This window comes from Pirellulales bacterium, assembly GCA_036499395.1.
Classification (GTDB): domain Bacteria; phylum Planctomycetota; class Planctomycetia; order Pirellulales; family JACPPG01; genus JACPPG01.
The window spans coordinates 1-26,558 of sequence record DASYDW010000112.1 but is presented as its reverse complement, the minus strand read 5'-3'; the positions used below and the strand labels follow the sequence as shown (position 1 = coordinate 26,558).

The window sequence follows — 26,558 nt, the reverse complement described above, 5'->3', positions numbered from 1 at the left end:
CGGGAATCAGGCGCCGCAGGTGGCTGTCTTCGCCCTCTTCTTTCCCCTGCAGTTGCTGGGCCTTATGTTTCAAATGATCTGGACGATCTGGATCGGCACGCGCACGATGTTCGTCCTGCCGACAATCGTCGATCGCGGCTACTCGCTGTCGACCGCCCTGGACGTGAGCTGGGAAGCCACGCGGCACCGGTTCTGGGAACTGGCCTTCTTGAACCTGATTGCCATCTTGTTGAGCGTGATGGGGATGTATCTGTGCTACGTGGGTGTGATCCTGACCATGCCGCTCTATTTTCTGACGGTCGCCGCAGCGTATGATTTCCGCGTTGGTTCGTTCAGGAATGCTACCTAATTGACCCTGGAATTTATGGATTTGCCGGCGTTTCCGGCCGAACCATTCTTCTTGACCGCCCCTCATCTGTTAGCTAGAGTTCAGAGCGACGGGTATTAGATAGCCCGTCCCCGTTTTTGGAGCTTTTGATGGCGCGCTTGAACCTACTTCCGCTCGAATTGCGGTTGCTTGCCCTAGGCAAGCGGTAGGGTTCGTACGCTCGGAAGACTTCCGAAACGCTTTGCCAAGCATACGAACCCTAAGGCTGAGAAAGCCTTAGGGTTTTTTTATTGCCCGGCGGATGCCTTACAATCTTTCGGTAGCAAGCGTCGTTTTCTAGTTCTAGCAACAGCCGTTTTCCAACAAACGTCGCATCCCGCGATACACGCGTACCATGTGCAACTTCGGCGAAACCCGTGGCGAGCGAACCCAGACGCCCACCAGGGCGTGGTTGGTGCTTACCGGGCCGGCCTAGGGTCGGCCCCCTGCACCGCACGTTTTGTGTTCGACCACGCTCACGACGAATCGCCAAGGAATAAACCATGACCGCTAACGAAAACGCCAAACGCCCCGCCGAACGATCGATCAAAATCTTCGACACCACGCTGCGCGACGGCGAGCAATCGCCCGGCGCCAGCATGAACATCACCGAGAAACTGGAAGTGGCCCAGGCCCTGGTCGACCTGGGGGTCGACATTATCGAGGCCGGCTTTCCCATCGCTTCCCCAGGTGACTTCGAAGCCGTGAAGGCGATCGCCAGCAACGTGCGCGGCGCCGTGATCTGCGGATTGGCCCGCTCGGCCAACGACGACATCGATCGCGCGTGGGACGCACTGAAGGGGGCCGAGCGTTCGAGGATCCACGTCTTCCTGGCCACCAGCGCCATCCATCGCGAATTCAAGTTGAAGATGGACAAGGACGAGATCATCCGCCGCGCCGTAGCGTCGGTCACGCGTGCTGCCAGTTACTGTCCCGATATCGAATTCTCGCCCGAGGACGCCTCGCGCACCGAGATCGATTTCTTGTGCCAGGTAGTCGAGGCCGCGATCGGCGCCGGTGCCACGACGGTCAATATTCCCGACACGGTGGGCTACGCCACGCCGGCGCACATCGGCGGCGTGATTCGCACTCTGCGCGAACGGGTGCCCAACATCGATCGCGCCGTGATCAGCATTCACTGCCATAACGACCTGGGCCTGGCAGTGGCCAACAGCCTGGCCGCGATCGAAAACGGCGCCGGCCAGATCGAATGCACGATCAACGGCATCGGCGAACGGGCCGGCAACTGTGCCCTGGAAGAGGTCGTGATGGCGCTGCGCACGCGCAACGATCACTATCACACCCGCACGGGCATCGTTACCGAGCGGTTGGTCCCCACCAGCCGGCTGGTGTCGAACATCACGGGCATTCAGGTGCAGCGCAACAAAGCGATTGTCGGCCGAAATGCCTTCGCGCATGAAGCGGGCATCCATCAGGACGGCATGTTGAAAGAGCGCAGCACCTACGAGATCATGCGCCCCGAGGATGTCGGACTGGCCAAGACCGACCTGGTCTTGGGCAAGCACAGCGGACGCGCCGCACTGGCCGATCGCGCCAAAGCCTTGGGCTACCACCTGAATACCGAGCAACTGCAGACGGTCTTCGAGCAGTTCAAAGTGCTGGCCGACAAGAAGAAAGAAGTCTATGACGCCGATATCGCGGCTCTGATCGACCAGGAAATCCGCGAGGTCCCCGAAACCTGGACCATCGCCGGCTATCGCCTGGTGGCGGAGTCAGGCCAGGTGCCGCCCACCGTCACGCTGACGTTGCGGCGCGGCAACGATGAAGTCACGGAAGAAGTTACAGTCGGTGACGGACCATTCGACGCGCTGTTTCACGCCGTCGAACGCATCACCGGCGTAGAGGTCGTGTGCCGCGACTTCAACGTGCATAGCATCACCATGGGCAAAGACGCCCAGGCCGAGGTGACGGTCGAAGTCGAGCACCAACGCCAGATCTATCGCGGCCGAGGCGTCTCGACCGATAGCGTCGAAGCCAGCGCCCAGGCCTTCTTAAACGCCGTGAACCGCGTCGCCGCCCAACTGGAACACGACGGCAAAACGGCCGAAGCCAAGGCTGTTGGCAACGCGTCGTGACACAGAATATTCGGGCACGCAACTACCGGATCGACAGCCCGGTACTTGCGTGCTCCGATTCCGTTAGTTCACTACCGATCTTCAACGATCGCTTGCAGGGCGCAGCAAATCTTTGTTGCTAATCATCGGCAACACCGGGACAATGACGCTACGGCCTCGGCCGTAGCCAGTCACGTGCGCGATTCCATGGCACAAGCCTCGCCCTGTCTGCGAACCTGTTAGCGGAGCCATCGTCGAGCAGACTGCTCGATTCTTGATTGCTGAGTTCGGTATTGCGTCGCCTCTCTTTCGTGGAGACAAACATGCCAACGACCATCCACCGCCCCGTAAAGCCACGTTCTTTTCGCCGCGTGGCCCCCTCGATCGCCAAGCCGCCGATCACCGAAAAGTTCACGCTCGAACAAGAGCTCAAGCCCTTCGGAGCGTGGGTGGGGAACACAATCTGGGTGCCGCCCAAGGATGCCAAAGAGGCCTTGGCCGAGACGATGCTGCGCGAGACGCGCCCCTTTACGGCACAGGAGCAGCGTTGGAAGTCGGTCATCAAGAAGCACCGCGATGACTTCACGCAAGTGCGCGAGCTCAATCTATTCGAAGCCTCGATCCGGCTTCCCAAAGGTCGATTCTTCGTCACGGTCACCGAGGAAGAACACTTCGACAAGATTATCGACACGATCCCCAGGAGCGTGCAAACCCGGCTCGACGAATTCCTCAGCGGACCGGCCAAAAAGCAGGGGGCAAAGGTTTATTACCTCAAACCACTCTGCGTTGAAGTCGGCGACGATTTGATCCTCACCTCGGGCGAAGACCTGACGGCCGCCATCGCGAAAGTGCAAGCGGAAGTCTTTGCCGAGTATCGACGCCTGGCCCGCTATCGGCGACCATTGCAGGCGATGCAAGCCGCGGTGAACCTGGGGCTGGCCATGCCGCGAGGAGTGATGAAATATGCCATCGATCGCAAACAAAAGGCGCTCGATGCTTACCAGGCGCATCTGGAATTCACGCGCCGCAAGCTCGCGCTCCGTACGGCCAAAACGTTTCGCAAGTGCCGAACCGAGGGCTGCAGTTTCGACGAGATGCTCGATCTGACCAGCCAACTCCAGCGAGTAGACGTGGTCGATCAATACTGTATCGACCACGAGCTAACCTCCGCCAAGCGCAAGCAGTTGGTGCGCATTGCCACCGGCAGCCTGCCTTGGTTCGTCGCTCTGTCACTTACGATTTCCTACATGTCGTCGGTCGCCGTAGCGGTTTCGACACCGCCGCTCATCGTCGTGGATCCCGCCTTCGTCGCGGAAATGCCAGGCTCGAACGGCGTGATTCTGAAGATCGGCCATTTCGACGAAGTCGGGGGCATCACCCACGTCGAGATTTAGCGACGCATCGCGCCGAGCCCGACGCGAGGCGGCTCGCTGAGATACCCCACGCTCATCGTGTACCGTGCGCGGTGCATATCATCGACAGACGGTCCGCCACCAGAGCGGAACCGAGGGATCCAGGTGCGCCGATTACACAATCCTCGCGAATTCTGTAAGTTGTCGGCGTTTTCTGTTACTAATACCTCTAAATCGGGGTATTTAATGGCCGAACGACGATCGCCAGCGATCTTGCCGCTCTAGAGGGTGGCGCGCCTGGCGGGTCAGGGATTTCGATGCGCGCACCGCGCTCCGCGCGAAAGTCCCGGGGCACTTTATTCTTGCTAAGGAATTCGACCATGAAGCGTCTGTGTTTCATCCTGCTTGGCATGGTCGCGACCTGCTGTTTTGGTATCTCGACCGCCTCATCCCAAAATCTGACAGATGAGTCCGTCGAAAAACTCGCTGCCCCTTTGATCGAAAATCAAATCGTCAACGGGATGTCGATTGGTTACATCGCCGGCGACCATTATGGAACGGTACACCTGGGGCATTGCAACCAGGCCAAGGACAAGCCCAGCAATCTGACCCTTTACGAAATCGGCTCGGTGAGCAAAGTCTTTACGTCGCTCTTGCTGGCCCGTGCCGTGGTGCAAGGCAAGATCGATCTCGCGGCCGCCGCAGCGACGAACAACGCGGCAGGTATTCGATTGCCAGCGCGCGACGGTCGCTCGATCACATGGCTCGATCTCAGTACCCACCGGTCAGGCCTGCCGCGACTTCCCACGAATTTGCCGCTGACCGATTTAACCGATCCCTACGCGAAGTACAACTCCGGCAAAGCCGCGGAGTTTTTCGATCAATACAAACTTCCTCGCGCGCCCGGTGAGACGCAGGAATACTCGAATCTCGCCGTTTCGGTTCTTGGGTACTTGATCGCCGAAAAGGCCGATATGTCCTATCAGCGGCTATTGCGAGAAGCCATCGCGGACCCGCTGAAGATGACCGACTGCACCGTGTCACTTACGAGTGATCAGGTGAAGCGGCATGCCACGCCCCACAGTGCTTTCAATACCGAAGCCTCGCTGTGGACGTTTGCCGACCTGCCCGGCGCCGGCGGCATTCATGCCACGCTGCGCGACATGATGCGTTTCGCGCGAGCTCAATTGACGCCCCCCGCAGGCCCGCTGGGCGAGGCGATCGAATTGGCTTGGAAGCAACACACCGCGGCCGATGCGTCCGGTTCGGCGATGGGATTGGGCTGGATGATCGCCGGCGATGGTCAAACTCGATGGCACAATGGTCAGACCGGCGGGTTTCACGCCGCGCTCTTCATCAATCGCGATTTGCGCTCGGCGATCATCATCCTCTGCAACACGGGCACTGACGAAGTCGACAAGCTGGCCATGCAATTGCTACTGAAGGGGGCAGGCCACGAGCCAAAGCTGGAACCGGCCAACAAACCTGTCGAGGGCAAGAACCCGCCGGGCGTCGATGCGGAACTTCGCGCCCGCCTGGTTGGTCGTTATCAACTGAAGCCGGATTTCATCTTCGATGTGCGCGATCGTGACGGGCATCTGATGGTGGGCATCACCAATCAAGCCACGCAAGAAGTCTACCCCGACTCGCCGAGTCGCTGGTCGTACCGTGGAGTCGATGCCACCCTCGAGTTCAAGTTGACGAAAACCGGCCCTGCCAAGAGTCTGATTCTGCATCAGAACGGCATCCAGCAGACGGCGAAAAGGATCGACAATTGAACGGTCCATGCCTACGACCGGACGTCCAAGAGAATTTGGCACGACTTGGAATTGGCCTGACGTGCCATAGGGCATGACAAGGGTTTGCTTTGCTGGACGATGACCATAAGTCACTCTTCATGACGTGGCTGGCGGACCATGGCACTGCGGTCATGAAGGTGGCGCGCGCTTACACGCTCACCAGCGATGAATGCCAGGATCTCGCGCAAGAGATTCTGCTGCAGGCCTGGCGGTCGGTGCCGTGCTTCGAGGGCAAGGCCAGCCCGGCCACCTGGTTCTATCGCGTGGCGTTGCAAACGGCCATGAATTGGCAGCGGAAGGACAAGCCGCGCCGCATCCGACAGCAACCGCTGATCGAGGTGCAAGTTCCGGCCTCCGACGGTACGACAAGCGCCCAGCAAGCTCAGCAGCGCGAAACCGTCGCACAGCTCTATCAGGCTATTCATCAATTGCCAAAGGCTGACGCGGCGCTCGTGCTGCTTTACCTGGAAGAAATGAGCTATCGCGAGATGGCCGAAGTGCTGGGTATTTCCGAGAGCAATGTCGGCGTCAAATTGAACCGCGCGAAAAAGGCCCTGAGTGACCTGATGAGGGGGGGTGCCGATGACGCCTGACAAATTCCAAGAGGCATGGCGGGCCGATTCGTCGCAGACCCGAGTTACGGTCGATGCCGAGCTGCTGCGCAAAGAGGTCGAGCGGAACCAACGCGATTTCCGGGCCCTCATTTTGCGCCGAGATACCCTCGAGATCACCGTTGCACTATTGTTCATCCCCGTATGGTCCGTGATGGGCGCCTGGCTTGCGCTACCGTGGACCTGGTACCTCACCGAACCGGCGATGATGTGGGTGGCTGGATTTTTTCTGGTCGATCGATGGCGCCATCCGCAGCGCCCCATCGAGCCAGGCGCGCCGCTACTAACGACGGTGCGCGAGTCTTTGCGCCAGGTCGATCATCAAATCTGGCTGCTGCGCAACGTCTTCTGGTGGTACCTGCTACCACTTTTCGTTTCGGAGCTCGTATTCTTTGCACACGTCGCCGGCGACGTAGCCTCGTTGCATTGGCTTTTCGGACTCGGCTTCGGGAGCTTCCTGTTCGCTTTTCTCGTGACAATCAACGGTTTCGTCGATTACATCAATCAACGCGCCGTGCGTGTGCAGCTCGCGCCGCGGCGCCAGGAGTTGTTGGCACTGTTGGCAAGCCTCGACGATGGGCCGGTTACCGAGATATCCGAATCGAGCAGCAAGGGCATAAACCCTGCCAGGCGCTGGTTCATCGTGGCTCTTTTGGGCGCTATCGCTGCCGTGATCATGGCGATCCTGTTTGCAGCGTCCGATGCCAAGTACGAAGGTCCACCCCAAAGCGACGGACCGGCAGGCGTTGCGCTGGCCAGCCTGGTTGACGATCTGCGCAAGGAGAACGATCTTGTCGGCCTGGCCGCGATGATGACCGTCGACGGACGGCTCGAGGCAGCCGCCGCCAGCGGCGAGAGAAAAAAGGGAAGCGGCGTGGCCGTCGAGATTGGCGACCGCTGGCACCTGGGCGGAATCACGCAATCGATCACCGTCACGATGATCGCCCGACTGGTCGAAGCAGGACGTATGAAATGGTCGGACACCGTGGCCGAGGTTTTCCCTAACGCGACCCTTGATCCGACTTGGCAATCGATCACGCTGCGGCAGCTACTCACCGACACCTCGGGTGCGCCCGCCAATTTCCCCGCCGAGGTTTTGCAAGTGCGTCCGCCGCTGGGGCGCGAAAGCACCCGAGCACGATGTACTGCCGTGCTGAATATCATGGCCGAGAAGCGTCCATTTCTCGCGGGCAATCGATATGCCTCGAATGTGGGCTACACGATCGCCGGGGCAATGGCCGAGCAAGTGACCGGCGACACCTGGGAAGACCTCGTCCGGCGGGAAGTCTTCGAACCGTTGAATCTCGCCAGTGCTGGATTTGGTCCCCCTACAAGTTCGGACGCAAAGCTCGAACAGCCTCGCGGGCATCAAGCTTTTGGAACCAGAAAACTCGCCGTCGATGACAAGGCTGACAATACCGCCATCATGGCCCCCTCGGGCATGGTGCATATGACGCTCGGCGATCTCTGCACGTACGCCAACGAACACCTGCGCGGAGAACAGGGCGAAGGCAAATTGCTTTCCACCGAAACTTACCGCTTGCTGCATACTCCTGAGTTTGGCCAGAACGCATGGGGTTGGATCAGGTCAGATGCCGGGGGCGCGACGTCGACCGCCAAGTACTGGAGCTTTGGATCGAACACGCTCTGGTACGCGTTCGTGATCTTTGTTCCTGAAACAAAGACCGTGGTCGCCGTGACGGCGAATGACGGCGACATGGAGCGGGGCACAGAGGCGGCGTGGCAGATCGTACAGGCCAGTGCGAAACGTTTCGAAAAAGAAGCCTTTGCCAAGAAGTCTCCCTTCGCCGCGGTGCGTTGGCAGGAATCTCGACCAGAGGTCAAAATCGACGACCAGTGGTATCAGCTTTTGTCGTTGGATGGTCTCACTACGGACGACATTCTCGCCTTTAGCCGACAGAAGTACGGCAACCGATGGCAAAAGCGCTTCGAAGAAGACCTGGTCGAGCTACTCTCGCGCATGGGGCATCCCCCACAAGAGACGGTCAAACTCGAGGTTCGCGCAGTGACCTCACAACAGACGCAAGTCCTACAAGACGTCTCCATGACCGCCGCGAACCGCCAGGCGATCAAGGCAGCAGCCAATGCTCGCGAGAATGCCGATTAGTGACGGGTGAGCGACGAACTCCGTCGATGGCGACAGATCGAGGACCTCGACGATGCGTCACTCGGCGACGAACTGGAACGCGTAGAGCTTGGCTCGCTTCAGTTTCAAGTAAATGCTGACGGGCCGGCCTGCCAATGGTCCGACGTCGCAGTTCCCCTTCCAGTACACGCGCTGGTCGAGAAAATTGCCGCCGACCTCTTCGCAATCCGCCAGCGTGTAGCCGGGAATCGGCGCGCCTTGGGCATCACGTAGTTCGACAAAGGCGGTCCCCATCGCGCCAGTATCAATGTTCAACCGTAAACGGTTTCCCGCGAACTTGACTAGCGGGGTTTGCAGCCAGCCCCCTTGGTGATCGGTGTCGGCCGAGACAAAGCCATCCAAGCGCTGACGCACGATACCGATCCCTCCCAGTTGCGGCGCCGCGTCCGCATACTCGGTGCGCAAGATGGCGCCGTCATGCAGGCGACCGCTCGAGTTGTAATACTGATATAAGTAGTTGCCGCAGCGAATCACGCCCGGCCCCATCACGGCGTACCAACGGTCCCATTCGTCAGGTAGCCCCGTCGGGAAGTAGGCTTCACGGCTGGGCCGGTGCCAGTGAATCCCATCCCGGCTCGTCGCCAACTGCACTTCCAGCGGACCAAAATCCTCCCACTGCCCAGTCCGTGGCGGCACGATAAACGGGTGCCGCTGCGGCGAGAAATGGCGGAATTGCGTCGTGAACATCAGGTACGCATCTTGTGCTTCACCGTAGATCGTCGCTGCGTTGTAGTAGATGTCGGAATCAGGATCGTCCTGGTCGTCGGCCTGCAACACGACGGGCACGTTGGCCGTGCTCAGGAATGGTCGCGCGTCGTTCGACTCGTGAAATGGCCACGGTCGCAGCGGATCATCGACCTCGATGCGCGAGATGCGGCGCTGATTCGCGGAGTCATAAGCCAACGCCCGCACATAGATGACATACTTCGCGATGCGTTCGTCCCAGAGGACGATCGTGGGATTGTCGGTGAACCATGGCAGCACGCGCCCCACTTCGGTGAAATTCAGCCCGTCAGGGGAGGTGAACGCAAACACGCCATCGGTGGCGCGATCGAACTTCGCCTGGCTCTTTAGCAGAAACAGTTTGTAATGTCGGGCGGGATCTGCATCGTGGGGATCCACGAAGATCGTCGAGAAGCTGCCGCCGCCGATCGATTTACCGGTCGCCTTGAAATGCAATGCATCGTCGCTTTCGTAAATCGCGACACCGTCATGCCCAACGTACAGGCGCACCTTCCCACCGTCGTCGATGACGCGGCTGACGTGCCCCAACAGCGGCTTCCCTTCGGCATCCAGAATCTGCCCCAGTTTTTGGGCCGGATTAGTCCGCAATGTCACGCGTTCGGATTGCGCGATAAACCGATCATCGAAAAACAACTGCTTACGACTACCAACGTCCAGCGCGCTCTCCTCGGGCAAGAAAAGCATCGTTGGCAAGATCATCAAAGCGAAGAACATGGCGTCGAACATCGTTGCGATCTCGGGTAGGGGGCGAATCCTCGGACGCTTCGAATGAGCAATACAATGCCTTCATAGCCTAGTCTTGTGCTGCGCGTCGCAATACCCTCGGAACGGGGAACTAGCAAGGCGTTCCCGCAAGAACATATGCAACCGTCAACACCTTCCGCGCGGGGCTTACGACGATTCCTTTTTGCGGCAATAATCTGGGGACTGCCCCTCCTAACCACCAGCGTTCCTGTTTTCAGCTCCAGGATCCTTCCTACGGCATCGCGAATGTCTTTTTTTCGATTACTCATCGCCGGCCTCGTCCAGCATCGGCGGATTCACCTGGCCGTCGCATTGGGGGTCGCCGCCGCCACGGCCGTTTTGGCCGGCGCGCTCGTGGTTGGGGATTCGGTGCGCGACAGCCTGCGAAACCTGGCGCTCGACCGCTTGCAGCGCATCGATGAAGTGCTGGCCGTGCCGCGATTCTTTCGCGCCGAGCTGGCGAACGAGCTAAGCGGCGCGCCGGAATTTCAGGAATACTTCTCGGCCTCGGTTCCCGTCGCCATGCTCGAAGGAACGGTCGAGGATCCGACCTCGCACCGCCGCGCCACGCACGTCAACATCCTGGGCATCGACGATCGATTTGCTCAACTGTCCAACAGGGACGCTGCAGACTTCGCCGCGCCGCTCGCCGGCGAGATCAGCGTCAACGAAGCGCTGGCCACCGAGTTGGGGCTTTCGATCGGCAGTGACGTCATCGTCCGGCTGCCGGTATCACGCGACGTGCCGGCCGACAGCGCGCTGGGGCGCAAGACAGAAACCGTGACCAATCTGCGCCTCGCCGTGAGCCGCATCATTCCGGCCGAGGGCTTGGGCCGGTTTGCCTTGCGTCCGAACCAAGCTACTCCGCGCGACGCCTTCCTGAATGTCGCCGATCTGCAAAAGATTCTCAAACAGCCGGGCAAGGTGAACGCGCTATTGGTCGGCGGCGAATTCCACAACGCCTCGCCCACTGAATTGAAAACGGCACACGCCGCGCTGCAAGCAATGTTGCGGCCGCGATTGACCGACGATTACGGCCTCACGATTCGCGAAGCGCCGCTCGGGTATTTCTTGCTGGAAAGTGACCGCATGCTGTTCGAGCCCGCCGTGCTCGACGCGGCCCAAGAAGCGTTCGGCTTGCTCGACGCCCAGGCTACGCTCACTTACCTGGCCAACACGCTGGCCGACGGGGACCGCGAGATTCCCTATTCGACCGTCATCGGCATCGACTTCGACAAAGCCGCGCCCGCCGACGGTTTCAAAAACATCGACGGCAAGCCGGTCGCCGCGCTCGCGGCCGACGAAATTGCTCTCAACAGTTGGGCCGCCGACGATTTGCAGGCAAAAATCGGCGACACAATTCGCATGACGTACTTCGAGCCCGAAAGTACGCACGGCAAAGTCAGCGAGCATACCGTCGAGCTGCGCTTGGCCGCGATTCTGCCGCTGTCGGGCCCCGCGGCCGATCCGAATCTGACCCCCACGCTTCCCGGCGTGACCGATCAATTGTCGATCTCGGATTGGAATCCGCCGTTTCCGTTCGATAGCCAGCGCGTGCGGCCGCGCGACGAAGAATACTGGGACGACCACAAGGCCACGCCGAAGGCGTTCGTCTCATTGGCCACCGCGCGAAAACTGTGGGGTAGCCGTTTTGGTGACACGACGTCACTGCGCATTCCGGCCGGCGATGGTCGCACCGCGGAAAAGCTGGCCGATCGCTTACGACCCACGCCGGTCGATCTAGGCTTCGCTTTCCAGCCCGTGAAGCTGCGCGCGATCGAAGCGGCCACCGGCACAACTCCTTTCCAATACTTGTTCTTGGGATTCAGCTTTTTCATCATCGTTGCGGCGCTGATGCTGATCGCGATCCTATTTCGGCTGGGAGTTGAGGAACGGGCAAGCGAAGTGGGCCTGCTGCTGGCCGTGGGATGGCCGATGCGCCGCGTGCGAAGATTGTTGATTAGTGAAGGCGCCGTGGTTTCTCTGATCGGGGCCATCGTCGGCGCCGCGATTGGCGTCGGCTATGCCTGGCTGATGATTGCCGCGCTACGAACATGGTGGCTGGCGGCGATTCGCACACCATTTCTGGTGCTGTCGGTGCAGCCCTTGACGATTGTGATCGGGACGTTCACGGGAGTGCTGATTTCGCTGGCTGTCATTTACAGGTCCCTCGCGCGGTTGCGCCAGGTCAACGTGCGGGCGCTACTGGCCGATCGTGTCAGCGAGCCGACGACCGGAATCGCCAAAAAACCACGCTTCGCGCAGGTCGTCGCAGTTGCAGCCATCATCGGGGCGCTTGCGGCCGGCGTGGCGGGCAGCCGGCTGGGAGACATGGCGCAGGCGCTCGCCTTCATGGGCTCGGGCGCTATGTTGCTCGTGGCACTATTAGCGGTCGTCTCAGGACAGTTTCGCTCGGGCGCGGCCCAGTCGTTCGTCAACCGCGGCCGCGCCGCGCTCGTGTGGCTCGCCTACAGCAATGCCGCGAGGAATCCAGGCCGTAGCACGCTCGCAATTGGCCTGATCGCCGCGGCCAGCTTTCTGATCGTGGCGATTGGCGCCTTTCGCCTCGAACCGCGCGCAGGATTCGACAGCGGCACCGGCGGCTTCACGCTTGTCGCGGAATCGGACCAGCCGATCTATCAAGATATCAGCACCGACGATGGTCAGACCGAGTTGGGCTTTTCCTCGGCCGATCAAAAAGCCGTCGATGGCATCAAGGTTTTCTCGCTGCGCGTGTCCAATGGCGATGACGCGAGTTGCTTGAACCTTTATCAGGCCCAGCAGCCGCGCGTGCTTGGGCTGCCCGAGGCGCTGATCGAACGAGGCGGTTTCGCCTGGTCGAAATCGTCAGCCACTACGCCCGCCGAGATCGGGAACCCGTGGCTGCTTCTCGATCGATCGTTGCCCGATGCGGGTCCGGACGATGCCGTGATCCCGATTGTCCTCGACGAGGCCACGGCCATGTACAGCCTGCATCTAAGCGGCGTGGGAAGTCGGTATCAGATCACCGACGGCCACGGCGAACCGTTGCAAACGCAGGTCGTGGGACTATTGGCAGGCAGCGTGTTGCAGGGATCGGTGCTCATGAGCGAGCGCGACTTTCTGAAATACTTTCCCGACTCGAGCGGCCGTCGCTTTTTTCTCATCGACACTCCGGCCGCGGACGAAGCCCGCGTGCAGCAGACGCTGGAGAAAGCACTGGGCGATTTTGGCTTCGATGCCGAACCGGCGACCGAACGCCTGGCCGAATATTACTCGGTGCAAAATACGTATCTATCGACGTTTCAAAGCCTGGGCGGCCTGGGGCTGCTACTGGGCACCTTCGGACTGGCCGCCGTGCAATTGCGCAATATTGTCGAACGCCGCGCTGAGCTCGCTTTGTTACGCGCCGCGGGCTTTCGGCGCCTGCTGATCGCGCAACTCGTCCTGTGGGAAAACGCAATACTGCTCGTCGGCGGGCTGGGGATTGGCACCCTGGCGGCGCTCGTGGCCGTCTTTCCTCACCTCGCGCCGGGCGGCGCCCATTTGCCCTGGCTCTCGATCATCGCCACGCTCGGCCTGGTATTGATCGTCGGTCTAGCGGCCGGGCTATTCGCCGTGCGCGCGGCAATGCGCGCACCGATTGTGGCTACGCTGCGAGGCGAGTAGAGCCGTTCGATCAAACCACGGCGCGCGGAGTCAGACGCAAAAAGATCTGATCCCGGAGCGACATGTTAATCGTCGAACATGTCGTAGCCGCGAGCGGGCCATGCCGCGCGACGCTTTTTGCTCGCTTGACGTTTCCGCTGGCGGCGGCTGCGAGCAGTCAGCTTGTTTAGCATCGAATCCCCGAAGACATCCAGGCGGTTCGACTTGAGATGGGAATGCTGCACGACATCGGCTCCTTTACCTGAGCGACCAATGCGTCCTTGCCTTCGTTATCCCCCACTATTCAACTCTATAATCAAATCGCCCTGCAGTTCAATTTCAATGCACTGAATTTTTTGACATTTGCCGTCCGTTCTGGGAATCCATGACGATTACGCTCGACATCGGGGGGGAGGGACGGCATCCGGGGGCCGTGAACCTCAATCGCAGTCGCGTCAAGACCTTGGGGCCCGAGCGCGGCCAGCCGATTCCGAATTTGATCGTCGGTCGGGCGGACAGTATTCCTTTGGCTAATGGCAGCGTTTCGCAGGTCATCGTCGAACGGACGCCCCTTTCGACGAACGCCCTGGCCGAAATCGCGCGCGTCACGGCCCCCCAGGGAAAGATCATCCTTATACACGTGCCACTGCCCGACGCGGACCGGCACGAGCGCGCGTTACAAATGCTACCTGGCAAAGTCGAGCGTCGCGATATTTTCATCGGCCAGCGCGTGCAAGAAACGCGCATCGAATTCCACGGTCCGAGTTGACAGTGCTGGTAGAGCCTAGGCCGAGCAAGTAATTCCACATTTGCCAGGCATAACCGGGGCATTCGCCCCCGGGGCAGTTTACCCCGGCGTTTCTCCGGCAGCGGTCACCCCGACGCGAATTCCCCTTGACCTTCGCTCTCGATTCCTGGTACTAGGTCAGCCGCAACGATCGCTGATTGCCGCGCTGCCATGGTTAGGGAAATGCCAGCAGGTTCAATGACAGCACGGCAATACTTCGAGCGATGAAGTCTGGCGCAGCGTGAGTTCGGGATTCTATTAAGCGTCTACGTGGACCACACCTTGTGGCCACTGTTCGGGGCAGGCCTGGTTTATTGACGTGGTTCCGTGCTGAACAGGCTGACTGCTCTGGCAGTCGATCGTTCGTCGCGCCCGCGTCAGGACGGAATTAAACATGGCCCCGTTGGCTGCATCGTTATTGTTGCTTACCGCGCCCCGCGCTGATGAAGCGCACGAGGGTCTCGGCGTCCGGCATCAGCCTGCTGATACCGGACGCAATCCTGACCGTACCTCGCCGCCCCCCGATATTCTCTCACGCCTTTGTCAGCCGCGCCTGGCAATCTTTATCACGTTAGCGGTCGTGCTGGCGGCGCTCCCCTTAGCGGTCGTGCGCGCCGTTACGAATCAGGGTTGCGACTATCTCGACTTTATCAACAGTGCCCTGTTCATATCCGAATATGGTTTCCGGCATCCCTATACGGCGCTGAACCGTTATCTGCCGTCGGTCGACGTCGCCTTCTTGGCATTCACGCTGCTTCCCGTGTGGCTGGGCGCTGCGATCTACTACTTGCTGAATGTCGGCAGTTGGTTCGCGCTGCTGTCGACCGTCCGTCACGGTCTCCTGCCGGCCAGCGATCCCCGCGACGCCGCGCGTGGCACGATGGCGGCCGGGCTCTTGGCGCTCGCGATCGCGGCCGATGGGTTTTTGATCGGTGCGTTTCACGTCGCGATGGTCTGGCTGATGGTGGCCGGCCTCGTGCAAGCCAGCCGTGGCCGGCATTGGCGCGGTGGCCTGCTATTGGGGTGCGCCGTCTGGTTGAAATTGCTCCCCGTCATCGGCATCGGCTACTTGCTGCTAAAGCGCAAATGGCAGCCGGCCCTGATCGCCACGCTGTTGGTCATCGCGATCGATATCACGCTCTGCCTGCCCGCTTTCGGCGTAAAGCAATCGTGGCAAGAGCACGCGGCATTTTTCCATACTGGCGCCATGGGCACCGTAAACGATCAAATGCATGGCGAATCGTGGGTTGACGAGGATCGCATCACCAACCAATCGACCTTGGTCTTCATGCGGCGTCTGCTAACGACGCGCGGCGGATTTCCCGAGATGGCCGTGGCCGACCTCTCGCCGCAGGCACTCTCGATCGCCAGCGCCGCGATTCTCGGCATGCTGGCTGCCGCGATGATCGTCGTCCTCCGGCGGCCGGCCAGCGCGCTTTCGCCCGCCGATTGGGGCGCCGAGATCGCTTTGTTGCTGCTCTGTACGGTCTGGTTTTCGCCCGTTGTGTGGAGCTACCACCTGACCGCCGTCGTGCCGGCACTGGCCGTGATCATGTCGCAAGCGCGTTTTGAGATCTCTAAGCACGCGGTTGCACTCGTATGGATCGTCGGCCTGGCGCTGTTCACCGTCCCGCTGGCGCGCGCGGCGGGGCACATGCTTTGGTCGTCCTATCTGGTGGGCGCCGTCCTGCTGTGGACGATGGCCCGGAACCGAGCCACGGCCAACGAACCGCGCACAATTCGCAACGCCGTATTCGGCCTGCTGCGTCGCTGGACGAATCAACTACCCAGCGGCGGGTTTGCTACGTCAGGCAACTCGGGCGCATAGACACGCAACTGCCCCGGCCGGAACTCGCCCGCCTGCGATAGCCCGGCGGCGAACCAGGTGCAATTCACTAGCGGATGCCCTTGGGAATCGGTCCCCACGCGCGCCACCTTCATCGGCTGCCCGCCATCGCGCAGTATTACGAAGTCTCCCACCTTGAACTGTGGCATCCCGGTCCCTCGGCTCGGCCTGCTGGTCGCCTTGAATACTCGTGGCTTGGCATCACGTGCACGTCGGCGCACAAACAGGCCTGTTGATCGCGATTCGCCCAGCGCGTCCCGGGGCGTACGGGACCCGAACAAGCAAGTCTATCTTATCAGCGGGCCTGACGCATTGAAGGCCATACAGCCGCCCGGTTTGACTTCCCCGCCGGGCTTCCGGATGATTGAGACGCGGGGGGCGGAAGCCGCGGTCGAATCGAGGGACCGGTGGGCGGCCGGTTTTATGGCCATCTTTCGCCCAGGTGCGGGAACTTTGGTCGGGCGGGGGACGTCTCAATCGTGGGTCTGGAAATCGACGACGATCGTTTGATCCGCGATGCGCTGGCGGGCCGCCCCGACGCGTTTGGTCAGCTCGTCACTCGGTACCAGGACCGATTGTTTCACGCCATGAAGCACATTTCCGGCCGCCACGAAGACGCCTACGACGTGGTGCAGGATGCCTTTGTGCAGGCCTTCGTCAAGCTCGAAGACTTTCGTCGCACCAGCGCATTTTATACGTGGCTGTACCGTATCGCCTTTAACATCGCCGCCAGCCATCGCCGCCGTACGAAGAACAACCAATCGCTCGATGGCGAAGGTGCCCTGCGCGCCGGCAACCTGGCCGATGCCGCTGCGAGCCCGGGTGTGCGAATCGAACAGCAAGAAACGGCCGCAGGCGTGCAAGCCGCCCTGCAGTCGCTGGCCGAAGAATACCGCACTGTACTGGTGATGCGCGAAATGGATGGCTGCGATTACGACACGATCGCCGAGGTGCTCGACTTGCCGGTCGGCACGGTCCGCAGCCGGTTGCACCGCGCGCGGGCGCAAATGCGCGAACTGCTCAAGGAAACCCTGCAGATCGAGAAGCCCTAGCTGAGCGCGCCGAGGTCCACCGCGAACATAATTCCATGACGAACGTTCCGGATGATGAACTGATCAGTGCCTTTCTCGATGGCGAGCTGTCGGGCCAAGAGTTGCTGCGCGCCGAGCGATTGCTTGCCACGCAGCCTGAGAGCCGGCAATTGCTCGAGGAACTAACGGCCCTGCGTGCGAGCTTGCAAGGCCTGCCGCGGCAATCGCTGGAGCGAGGTTTCGCCGATCGCGTGCTGCGCCGCGCCGAGCGCGAGATGTTGCAGCCCTCGCAGACGGTGTCACCGACGTCGATCGCCCCGCGGAACGACGACCATCCGCCCCTTTTGTCATGGCGACGTTGGCAGCGACCGCTGATTTGGTCGACCCTGGCCGTGGCGGCCAGCCTGGTGGTCATGATGTTCTCGCCGGATAGGCAACAAGTGGCCATCGTACCTGCGCCGCCCGGCGGGGAGCTGAATGCCGGCGGCGCGCCAGCCGTTCGGGCGTTGGCAAAGCATGCAGCCAAGAAGGCGGTCCCTGGCCCCATGGCCGCGCCCGCTCATGCTCCCCAAGCCGCACCGGCGCCCCCTTCGCAAGTGGCACGCGACGTTCAAGCCGCAGGCGCGATGCTTTCCGATGCCGTGGCGACGCAAGCTGACCTTAGTTTGTTCGACACCGGGAACGATCACTTGCTCGTGGTCGAATGCGACGTCACTTCGGCGGCTGTCGCCGAAGCCGACCTGCGCGGCCTGCTGATGGCAAATCAAATCGCGTGGGAACCATCGGCCATGAAAACCAAGTCGACGGCACAAGATAAAGACGCCGTGGCTTTGCAGTCGACAGCCGCTGACAAACAGGAAGCGGCGGAGAAAAAAGATTTACCCTCGGATACCACATCCGACGCGGTCTACGTTCTGGCCAACACCGAGCAATTGCAAACGGCGATCAACTCGCTGTCGGCCAGCGAGACTTTTCGCAACGTCCGGTTCAATCGCGTCGCGGCGCCGCCCGAGGCGTTGGTCACCTACGACCAATCGTCGGATATATCCACGGCGCCAACAGCTTCCAAGCCTGGTGAGACTGGCGTCGCCGGAGCGAGTAGCAAGCCTTCGTCCGACAGCCATTCGAATGAGCAATCGCCACTTAACCGCGCCCGGCAGGTTCCGCTCGCCGCGGCGCAATCGACGTTCGGCGTCTCTGACATTGCGAGAACGAAAGGCTCCAGCGCAGCGGGGCAGGACGCAAAAGCGACTCCGCAAGCCAGGGCCCTGCGTCAGGTTCAGCTCAAGCAAATGCCAGTAGCGCCACCGACCACGCCCGAGCCCACGGCGCCCGCGGATGTACCGTCAGTTCAAGGGCAAAGCCAGTCTGGAAATACAACACGTGCCCTGATCATCCTGCACGTCGCCCCCGAGACGTCCTCTGCAGAGACTCCACCGGACAGTCCGAAATAAGGAAGTCCGAGACAAGGAAACGTGTTATGCCTGAAGTTCGCATCCGCTGCCGCGCCAACGGACCGCTGGTGGTCGAGGGGCCGGTGACGATCGTCGATCACGAAGGAAACGCGTTCACGATTTCTGGTGACAAGCCGAACATCGCCCTCTGCCGCTGTGGCCAATCCGCGAACAAGCCATTCTGCGACGGCGCGCACCGCGCCTGCGATTTTCAAGCCGCCAACCTGGCCACAAAACAATAGCGGCGCAAACGTACGAACTTCTCTGGAGCGAGCAAATAGCCCGCAGCGCCAGCAAGGGTTCCTAATTCTCCGTTGCCGGACGAAGAAAGCCACAAAAAACACGAAACGGTACGAAGAGGAAGAAACCAAAGCAGACAGGCTTAATCCGCAGATTGCGCAGATTTAAAAAAGCGAGGCGCCGATGCCTCGCTTCTTATCGCCCCTCGTACCCTCGGAGGACTCTGTGGCCTCGGTGGCCAAACTCTTCCGTAGTTCCTCATCTGCGAAATCTGTGCAATCTGCGGATTATATCTCCCCGCCTTCTTTTCGTGGCTTTTCGCGTTTTTCGTGGCGACTATCACCCAGCGACTATCGCCGCGCCGTCAACGCCTCGAAACGATAACGCAGGCGTTGCACCTCGTCGCGCATCTGGTCGTTTTCCCAGGCCAAGTCGTCGATCATGGAATTCTTCGCCGCGGCCGCCTCGGCACGAACGACCATCACCCGTTCGACCTCGATCACCATCCGCAGCCGCGCCAGTTCGATATCGCTGATCGCGTTGGCCGCTACCTTCACTTGCTGGGCGGTCTTCCACACGAACTCGGCGTTGCGCAGTGCCTCGCGCGCTCGCAGAACATTGTGCGCCCCGCGCGTTCCTTTCCCCTGTCGGGTCAGCCGCAAGTACTCTTCAGCCACGCGCACCTGCCCGTCCACGCGGTCGAACTGGCTGGCCGTGATCGAGCCGCGCACGCGGGCCTGCAGATCGGTCATCTTTTGCAAGTCGAGCTTCAATAGCTTCAGCGATATGTCGGCGTAAGCCACGTCCAACTCTTGCGGATCCGTGGGAACCTGCTGGGCAGGAGCCGGCGCGGTGCTATCGCCGATCGTCGCTGCGCCGGGTTCGCGTGCCGCCGCCACCGCCAGCAGGCTGACGTCCGTCAGGCCGCCGCCGTGCGGCCCCGATACTGTGCCACCCACCACACCGAGCGCCGCCAGAAATCCGGCCACAGCGCCGGCCAGTGATGCAGATACCACGCCTTTCATCGTCGACCCCTTCCATGCACCACAGAAAAGTACCACCGCCACGAAATGCCGGGCAGCGTCGCGCGAAAGCCGGCGCGGTGCAAAAGCCGGAGAACCGATCGCCATTCTCTGCATTCTCGCGCGCAGCAACGAAAAAGGGAAACAAACGCGAGAACGCTGCCAAAAGATGCGTAATGATCACGCGATCTTTAACGAGCCGCAACAACCTATCGGCGAACTAGCCGATAGGCGAGCTTCCCGCTGCGCCCGAGGCCAGTTCCCGCTCCACCCGTTCCAGATCGGCATCGACCATCATCGCGATCAGCGCGGGAAAATCGATCGTCGGCTCCCAACCCAGCACGCGCCGGGCTTTGCTGTAGTCGCCCCGCAGATGGTTGACCTCGGCCGGACGATACAGCGCCGGATCGATCACGACGTATTTCGCCGGGTCGAGCCCGACGTGCGCAAAGGCCAGGTCGACCAGCTTTCGCACCGAATGCTTTTCGCCGGTCGCGATCACGTAGTCGTCCGGCTCATCCTGCTGCAACATCAACCACATGGCGCGGACGAAATCGCCGGCGAAGCCCCAGTCACGCTCGGCGTCGAGGTTCCCCAAAGGCAGCCGTTCCTGCATGCCCAACTTGATCCGGGCTACGCCGTCGCTCACTTTGCGCGGCAGGAATTCCTTGCCCCGTAGCGGCGATTCGTGATTGAACATAATGCCTGAGCAGGCGCGAATGTCGTAGCTCTCGCGGTAATTGACCGTGATGAAATGCCCATAGGCCTTGGCCACGGCATAAGGGCTGCGCGGCCAGAACGGGGTCTGCTCGGTCTGCGGCTCTTCGCGCACGCGGCCGAACATTTCGCTGCTCGAGGCCTGAAAAAAACGGATCGTGGGGTCGACCAGACGGATCGCTTCGAGCATGCGCGTCACACCCAGCGCCGTAAACTCGCCGGTCAATAGCGGCTGCAGCCAACTGGTCGGCACGAAGCTTTGGGCGGCCAGGTTGTAAACCTCGTGCGGCTGCACGTCGCGCACTAGGTTCACCAGCGACAATTGATCCAGCAGGTCGGCCTGGTGCAGCTTGATGCGGTCGCGCAGGTGTTCGATCCGCTCCGAGCTTTCGGTGCTCGAACGGCGCACCATGCCGTGGACCTCGTACCCTTTGTCCAACAGAAACGAGGCCAGGTACGACCCGTCTTGACCCGTGATGCCCGTAATGAGTGCGCGCTTTGCCATCGAGAATATCGTCGACTAATGGGACACGAAAAAAACACTCTAGGCAGGTAGCACACCTGCTTGTTGGGCCGCCTTGCACGACCAATTATAGGGTACGCCCGCTTAGGCTGGTGGGATGCCTGATTCTCAGGCCTGCGGCGCGTCTGCTTGCCAGGCCGGTGGTACGCCCGCTTAGGCTGGTGGTTCTGCGGTTGGTTCTGGCGCCTCGGTCTCGCCTTCGCCCGCCGTTTCGTCGCGAGGCACGAGCACCACGGCCGCCAGCGTGTCTCCCTCGTCCAGGCTCATGATTCGTACGCCCTGCGTGTTGCGGCCGATCGAGCTGATCTCGCCGGCCACGATGCGCTGAATCTTGCCACGCGCGGTCATCATCAAAACTTCATCGTCTTCGCGTACGCTCACGACGCCGACGACCGGCCCGTTGCGGTCTGTGGCCTTGATATCGCGCAGGCCCTTGCCGCCGCGCCGCTGGGTACGGTAACGATGCGACGAGTTGCCGCCGTCGGCCTCGTCACTTTCGGCCGGCTCGGCTGTTTCTACTTCCGGCTCGTCGGCGACATGGTCATCAACGACGGCACCTTCCTCTCCGACGGCCTCGTCACCGGCGCTGGCCGACGAAGGACTATTCGGACCGAACGGCGTGCGTTTGCCATATCCGTGCTCGCAAGCCGTGAGCAACGTTGCATCGGGATCGGCCACGACCATACCGACCAGCTCGTCGCCGGTCGTCAGATTAATGCCCTTCACACCGCTGGTATTGCGTCCCATCGGCCGGGCGTCCGACTCGTTGAAGCGAATGGCCATGCCGTTCTTGGTCGAGACGACAACCTCATCCCCTTTTTGCGTCACCGCAACATCGACCAGCTCGTCATCTTCGCGCAGCTTGATCGCGATGATGCCCCCCTTCAACGGGCGGCTGTATTGTTCGAGCGGCGTCTTTTTCACCAGACCGCGACGCGTGGCCATCATCAAGTAATGGTCAGGCTGCGAGAAATCGCGCACGGCGCGACAATCGGCGATCTTCTCCCCTTCGGCAAAGTTCAGCAGATTGACCACGGCCCGGCCGCGACTTTCGCGCGATAGTTGCGGCAGCCCATAAACCTTTTGCCAATAGACCTTGCCGCGGTTCGTAAAGAACAGCAGGTAATCGTGCGTACTGGCCGCGAAGAGGTGGCGAATCGGATCCTCTTCCTCGGTCTTCGCCCCCTTCATGCCCTTGCCGCCGCGGCGCTGCGCACGATAAGTGCTCGCCGGCGTCCGCTTGATGTAACCCTGGTGGCTGATCGTAACCACCATATTCTCTTCGGCGATCAGGTCCTCGAGATCGATATTGCCGACTTCTTCGCCGCTGACCTCGGTGCGACGCTCGTCCGAGTGCTTACGCTTGACCTCGATCAAGTCTTCGCGAATGATGTTGCGGATGTTCTGTTCGTCGGAAAGAATCCGCAAATATTCGGCGATCTCTTCCAGCAGGTGTTGATACTCGCCGCCGAGCTTTTCTTGCTCGAGGTTGACCAACTGCCCGAGCGTCATCTTCAGAATCGCATCCGCCTGCACCGCGGTCAGCGTATAGCTTTCGCGATCGCCACGCTCGCTGGTGAACGAGGCAAAGCCCACGTCTCCCAGCGCGCGTTGCATCAGCGCCGACGGACATTCGATCCCCATCAGCCGGGCCTTGGCCTCGGCCTGCGTACTGGAGGTGCGAATGACGCGAATCACTTCATCGATGTTGGCATGCGCCAGCAATAGCCCTTCGACCGTGTGCTTGCGCTGCCGTGCCTTGGCCAGCAGGAACTGCGTGCGGCGGCGGATCACGTGGGCCCGATGGCGAATGAACTCCGCGATCAGCTCCTTGACCGACAGCGTGCGCGGCTTGCCGTCTACCAGCGCCAGAAAGATCAGCGAGATCGTGTCCTGCAGCGGCGAGAACTGGTACAGCTGATTCAGCACCACCTCGGGATCGGCGTCACGCTTGATCTCCAGGATCAAGCGGACCGGCTCCTTCAAATCGCTTTCGTTGCGAATCGCCGAGATGCCGGGGATTTTGCCCTCGTTCACCAGTTCCGCGATCCGCTCTTCGATGCGGTCGCGCGTCTGCTGAAACGGAATCTCGGTAACGACGATGCGCGAGCGATTCTTGCCATGCTCTTCGATGCGGGCTCGCGCGCGGACGATGATCGTGCCACGCCCCGTATGGTAACCCTGCCGAATGCCGGCCCGACCGCAGATGATTCCACCGGTAGGGAAATCGGGGGCGGGGATGATCTCCATCAATTCGTCGACCGAAACATCCGGATCGTCGATGATCTTGATCGCCGCCGTGCATACCTCGCCCAGATTGTGGGGCGGGATCGAGGTAGCCATGCCGACGGCGATGCCGTTCGAACCATTGACCAGCAAGTTCGGAAACTTCGACGGCAGCACCGTCGGTTCCGTGCGCCGCTCATCGTAGGTCGGAACATAGTCGACGGTGTCGAGCTTCAAATCCTCGAGCATCAGCGCCGCGATCGGCGACATGCGCGCTTCGGTATATCGCATGGCCGCCGGCGGCAGCCCGGCGATCGAACCGAAGTTCCCCTGCTTGTCGATCAACACGTGGCGCATGTTCCATTCCTGGGCCATGCGCACGAGCGTCGGATAAATCACGCTTTCGCCGTGCGGATGATAGTTGCCGCTGGTATCGCCCGAGATCTTGGCGCACTTCACACGGCTGGAGCCCGGCGTCAGGCTCAGATCGTTCATCGCCACCAGAATGCGGCGTTGCGACGGCTTCAAACCGTCGCGCACGTCGGGCAGTGCGCGGCTGACGATCACGCTCATCGCGTACGTCAGATAGCTGTCCTTCAGCTCGTCCTCGATCGGCAAATCCAACAGCCGACCGGCGTTCACATCCCCCGCGGAAAGCCCCTCACCAGGGGCGACGGACTCTTCGTCCGCATCGTCGGGATTCTCGGGATTCTCAGCCAAATCAACGTCCTTTCGGCAACCATGCCCTCGAGAAATCGCCCGGCGAAAGCCCCACGTCCGTTGGGCTCAGGCGAGCAGAACCGGCCGCGGTTCCGCAGTGAAAAATTATAGCGTTTTTTAGGGTGTTTCACAATCGCCCACGGCTGAAAACAGTCGCCGTAACTACCGTCAGAGATAGGCGTTGGAACGCGTCTCCAACGACCACAAGTAACGACCGCCGCAGCGTCTCAAACAGCGCGACATCAACTAGCGAAAGGAATTGCAATTCGGCCACGAAAAACGCGAAAAGAGCACAAAAAGAATGGTGCCATGCTGGATCGTTTGCGGCCTCGCTACGGACGCTTCTCGGCAGTGGTCATCAGGTATTTTTTTACGAACAGCTTTGGCCCTCCGAAGTTAATCAGGAGTCCCGTCTCGACGCGAGCCGATCGCAAATAGCCTAACAACTGCGCTACGCGCTCGTCGGCAACCGCTTTCGCGGCTTTTAGTTCGACAAGCAGCACCTCTTCGACGACCAGGTCAGCGCAGTAACGACCGAGGATGGTTCCGTCCTCGTCGAAAACCGATAACGGCTGTTGCTGTGCGACCACAAGGCCCTGCAATTGCAAGCGATGGGCCAACGCGTTCTCGTAAACCTTTTCTAGGTGACCGCTGCCATGGAAACAGTGGATGGCAAACGCCGTCTCACGCACCACATCACAAAGTTCATTAATCGTTGCAAACTTCATGCTGCCCGCCTACGAAAGCCAATCCAGCTCAGGAAAACCTCCTAGGAACGCAGCATAGTTTGAGCCACTTAACTCGTCATTTCTTTTCGTGGCTTTTTGTGATTTTCGTGGCCGCTCTTAGCCCTAAGACGGCGCGCAGGCGAATTGGTTCAGCGCCTCGAGCGCGCGCAGCACGTCGTCGCGCGGCACGTCGATCCAGCCGGAAACTTTGTGGCGCAGGATCGCCAGCTTAAAACTTTCGAATGCCTCGGCCAAATCAGGCGGCAACGTCGGCAAGTTCTCGAACGGACGCGTCGGCGGCGCGCTCGCTTCGGCCGGATAGTCCGCCGCGTCAGCATCGAAGGGAGTTCCTTCGCCCACCGCCTCCGCCTCGTACGGCTCGTCACCGAAGTCGGGCCCTTCGTTGTAATTCGGCCCTGTCGCGCCGTCGCTGGCCGATGACTCATTCTGGCCTGGGTCGACAATCTGCGCCACCTCGTGCCGCACGTCCGAAAAATCTTCGTCCATCTCGGCCGTGATGACGTCCGATTCTTGCGGCCGCAGGTCGTCCGGGGCGCCCATCGCCAGCCAGCGTGACGAGCGCATTTGCGAGACGGACCAGCCGTTCTGCACTCCTCCCTCGAGCCACATTTCGGCATCGTTCCATTCCAGCGCCGCCTGAAAGTGGCTCCAGAACAGCCCATCGTAACTGGCGCGCACTTCGTCAAAGCGTTCGAACACGCGGCGCAGACGGCCGACGTGCTGGCCGCTGACATTGCCGACGCGGCGGCTCCATGCCTCGTCCGAGAATTGTGTGGCGCTCGCCTGCGATGCCACGAGCGCGGTCCGCCATTCGTGGATGATGCGTCCCTTGTCCCAATTCGTCGAGCTGACCAGCCGGTCCCACTGCTTCACGAAGGTGACCGAGGTTTCGTCTTCCAGGGTGCTCGCCAGTCCCAAGGGCTCGTCCATCCGGCAGGGCTTCCTTTCCAGAATTGCAGCTTGCGAAATGCTAAGAGATCGTCGACAGCGGCGTGTCGAGAAACTCGTTTATACCGCGCGCCGAGAGCCCGTCCACTCGCCGGCAAAACCCGAGAAACCGCTCAAGTCCCCATGTGAAAAAGAAGTGGCAAAAAGCCCGCCTAGGCAAGGGCTTGTCGCGTGCAAAGGGCTCGGCATCGACGGGGGAAAACTTGTCGATTACTCCGTCCAGGACCATCGAAACGGGAGCCATACCCACGAAGTTCGAAAACGTTGCACCACGGAGCCGCGGAGACACGGAGGAAGTAAGTGGCAGAGGGCAGCAGGCAGTGACGGAAAGGCAGAACAATGAATGACGAGTGCCGAATGATGAATGGGGTAAACGCACCATGTCACGACAACACGCCACGATCAACACACCAGCCCGAAGCGCCAGCGATGGTTCTCTGGCAATGTCGAATGTCTAATCTCAAATGTCTAAAGAAAACTAAATGACCAATGTCGAAGGACGAAGCACGCGTAGCGCGTCGCGAGTCTGTCCTCCATTCGTCATTAAGCCCTTCAGATTTCTTTCGACATTAGACATTCGTCATTCTGTTTCTTCGTCACTGCCCGCTGCCGACGGGCCACTAATTTTTCCTCTAGAAATTAGGCCAGCGTTTGTGGCATAGTCGTGCTTAGCCGATTTCGGCCTGAGGGCCGATTGTGTTTGTTAACGACGTTCGGCGGCAAATGGGTCTAGTTCTTGCCCTGTCGCCCGTCCCGAGGACCTGGACTGCGCGATGCATCGATCTCGCGCGGTTTAAAGATCGCAGGAC

The 26,558-nt window shown here is 60.6% G+C and carries 19 protein-coding genes; 12 read left to right on the top strand and 7 right to left on the bottom strand.

The window, feature by feature from the left end; translation table 11 throughout:
- The 6 genes from VGN12_20180 to VGN12_20155 all read left to right on the top strand — a co-directional run.
- Nucleotides 1–349 (top strand): glycerophosphoryl diester phosphodiesterase membrane domain-containing protein (locus VGN12_20180; protein ID HEY4311776.1); only part of this gene is annotated, 349 nt, incomplete at its 5' end.
- A gap of 521 nt (nt 350–870) precedes the next feature.
- Nucleotides 871–2,463, top strand: coding sequence for a 2-isopropylmalate synthase (locus tag VGN12_20175; protein ID HEY4311775.1), 1,593 nt, complete (start codon nt 871–873; stop codon nt 2,461–2,463).
- 302 nt (nt 2,464–2,765) lie between these two features.
- Nucleotides 2,766–3,836 (top strand): hypothetical protein, encoded by a 1,071-nt coding sequence (locus VGN12_20170; protein HEY4311774.1) that lies wholly within the window; start codon nt 2,766–2,768, stop codon nt 3,834–3,836.
- A 338-nt stretch (nt 3,837–4,174) separates the two neighbouring features.
- Nucleotides 4,175–5,572: a serine hydrolase gene (locus VGN12_20165; protein ID HEY4311773.1), complete on the top strand. Its 1,398-nt coding sequence runs from the start codon at nt 4,175–4,177 to the stop codon at nt 5,570–5,572.
- Between the two features lie 89 nt (nt 5,573–5,661).
- Nucleotides 5,662–6,186, top strand: a complete 525-nt coding sequence (locus VGN12_20160) for an RNA polymerase sigma factor (GenBank protein ID HEY4311772.1) — start codon at nt 5,662–5,664, stop codon at nt 6,184–6,186.
- On the top strand, nt 6,176–8,332 hold the full coding sequence (locus VGN12_20155) for a serine hydrolase domain-containing protein (protein ID HEY4311771.1): 2,157 nt from the start codon (nt 6,176–6,178) through the stop codon (nt 8,330–8,332). Before VGN12_20160 ends, VGN12_20155 begins: the two co-directional genes overlap by 11 nt.
- A gap of 57 nt (nt 8,333–8,389) precedes the next feature.
- Here VGN12_20155 and VGN12_20150 read toward each other — a convergent pair whose 3' ends face one another.
- The gene (locus VGN12_20150) at nt 8,390–9,841 is read right to left on the bottom strand and encodes a hypothetical protein (protein ID HEY4311770.1); all 1,452 of its coding nucleotides are present in this window, start codon (nt 9,839–9,841) and stop codon (nt 8,390–8,392) included.
- Between the two features lie 264 nt (nt 9,842–10,105).
- On the opposite strand from VGN12_20150, the gene VGN12_20145 reads away from it, so the two are divergent.
- From VGN12_20145 to VGN12_20135, 3 genes are all read left to right on the top strand, one after another.
- On the top strand, nt 10,106–13,507 hold the full coding sequence (locus VGN12_20145) for an FtsX-like permease family protein (protein HEY4311769.1): 3,402 nt from the start codon (nt 10,106–10,108) through the stop codon (nt 13,505–13,507).
- 364 nt (nt 13,508–13,871) lie between these two features.
- Nucleotides 13,872–14,255 carry a hypothetical protein gene (locus tag VGN12_20140; protein HEY4311768.1) on the top strand — a complete coding sequence of 128 codons (384 nt, stop codon included), beginning with the start codon at nt 13,872–13,874 and terminating at the stop codon, nt 14,253–14,255.
- A gap of 412 nt (nt 14,256–14,667) precedes the next feature.
- On the top strand, nt 14,668–16,101 hold the full coding sequence (locus tag VGN12_20135; protein ID HEY4311767.1) for a glycosyltransferase family 87 protein: 1,434 nt from the start codon (nt 14,668–14,670) through the stop codon (nt 16,099–16,101).
- Here the strand turns inward: VGN12_20135 and VGN12_20130 are convergent.
- Nucleotides 16,053–16,268: a DUF2158 domain-containing protein gene (locus VGN12_20130; GenBank protein ID HEY4311766.1), complete on the bottom strand. Its 216-nt coding sequence runs from the start codon at nt 16,266–16,268 to the stop codon at nt 16,053–16,055. The genes VGN12_20135 and VGN12_20130 overlap by 49 nt on opposite strands.
- A gap of 330 nt (nt 16,269–16,598) precedes the next feature.
- On the opposite strand from VGN12_20130, the gene VGN12_20125 reads away from it, so the two are divergent.
- Genes VGN12_20125 through VGN12_20115 form a run of 3 tightly spaced genes read left to right on the top strand, consistent with a single transcriptional unit; the run spans nt 16,599 to nt 18,846 of the window.
- Nucleotides 16,599–17,171, top strand: coding sequence for a sigma-70 family RNA polymerase sigma factor (locus VGN12_20125; protein ID HEY4311765.1), 573 nt, complete (start codon nt 16,599–16,601; stop codon nt 17,169–17,171).
- A gap of 35 nt (nt 17,172–17,206) precedes the next feature.
- Nucleotides 17,207–18,604: a hypothetical protein gene (locus VGN12_20120; protein HEY4311764.1), complete on the top strand. Its 1,398-nt coding sequence runs from the start codon at nt 17,207–17,209 to the stop codon at nt 18,602–18,604.
- Nucleotides 18,605–18,630: 26 nt separating this feature from the next.
- Nucleotides 18,631–18,846 carry a CDGSH iron-sulfur domain-containing protein gene (locus VGN12_20115; protein ID HEY4311763.1) on the top strand — a complete coding sequence of 72 codons (216 nt, stop codon included), beginning with the start codon at nt 18,631–18,633 and terminating at the stop codon, nt 18,844–18,846.
- Between the two features lie 348 nt (nt 18,847–19,194).
- Here VGN12_20115 and VGN12_20110 read toward each other — a convergent pair whose 3' ends face one another.
- The 5 genes from VGN12_20110 to VGN12_20090 all read right to left on the bottom strand — a co-directional run bounded on the left by VGN12_20110 (nt 19,195) and on the right by VGN12_20090 (nt 25,731).
- Entirely contained in the window at nt 19,195–19,860 is a 666-nt protein-coding gene (locus VGN12_20110) for a hypothetical protein (protein ID HEY4311762.1), read from the bottom strand.
- A gap of 226 nt (nt 19,861–20,086) precedes the next feature.
- Nucleotides 20,087–21,088 carry a GDP-mannose 4,6-dehydratase gene (gene gmd, locus VGN12_20105; protein ID HEY4311761.1) on the bottom strand — a complete coding sequence of 334 codons (1,002 nt, stop codon included), beginning with the start codon at nt 21,086–21,088 and terminating at the stop codon, nt 20,087–20,089.
- Nucleotides 21,089–21,259: 171 nt separating this feature from the next.
- On the bottom strand, nt 21,260–23,974 hold the full coding sequence (gyrA, locus tag VGN12_20100) for a DNA gyrase subunit A (GenBank protein ID HEY4311760.1): 2,715 nt from the start codon (nt 23,972–23,974) through the stop codon (nt 21,260–21,262).
- Nucleotides 23,975–24,384: 410 nt separating this feature from the next.
- Entirely contained in the window at nt 24,385–24,780 is a 396-nt protein-coding gene (locus tag VGN12_20095; protein ID HEY4311759.1) for a GxxExxY protein, read from the bottom strand.
- 123 nt (nt 24,781–24,903) lie between these two features.
- The gene (locus VGN12_20090) at nt 24,904–25,731 is read right to left on the bottom strand and encodes a hypothetical protein (GenBank protein HEY4311758.1); all 828 of its coding nucleotides are present in this window, start codon (nt 25,729–25,731) and stop codon (nt 24,904–24,906) included.
- Nucleotides 25,732–26,558 lie beyond the last annotated feature (827 nt).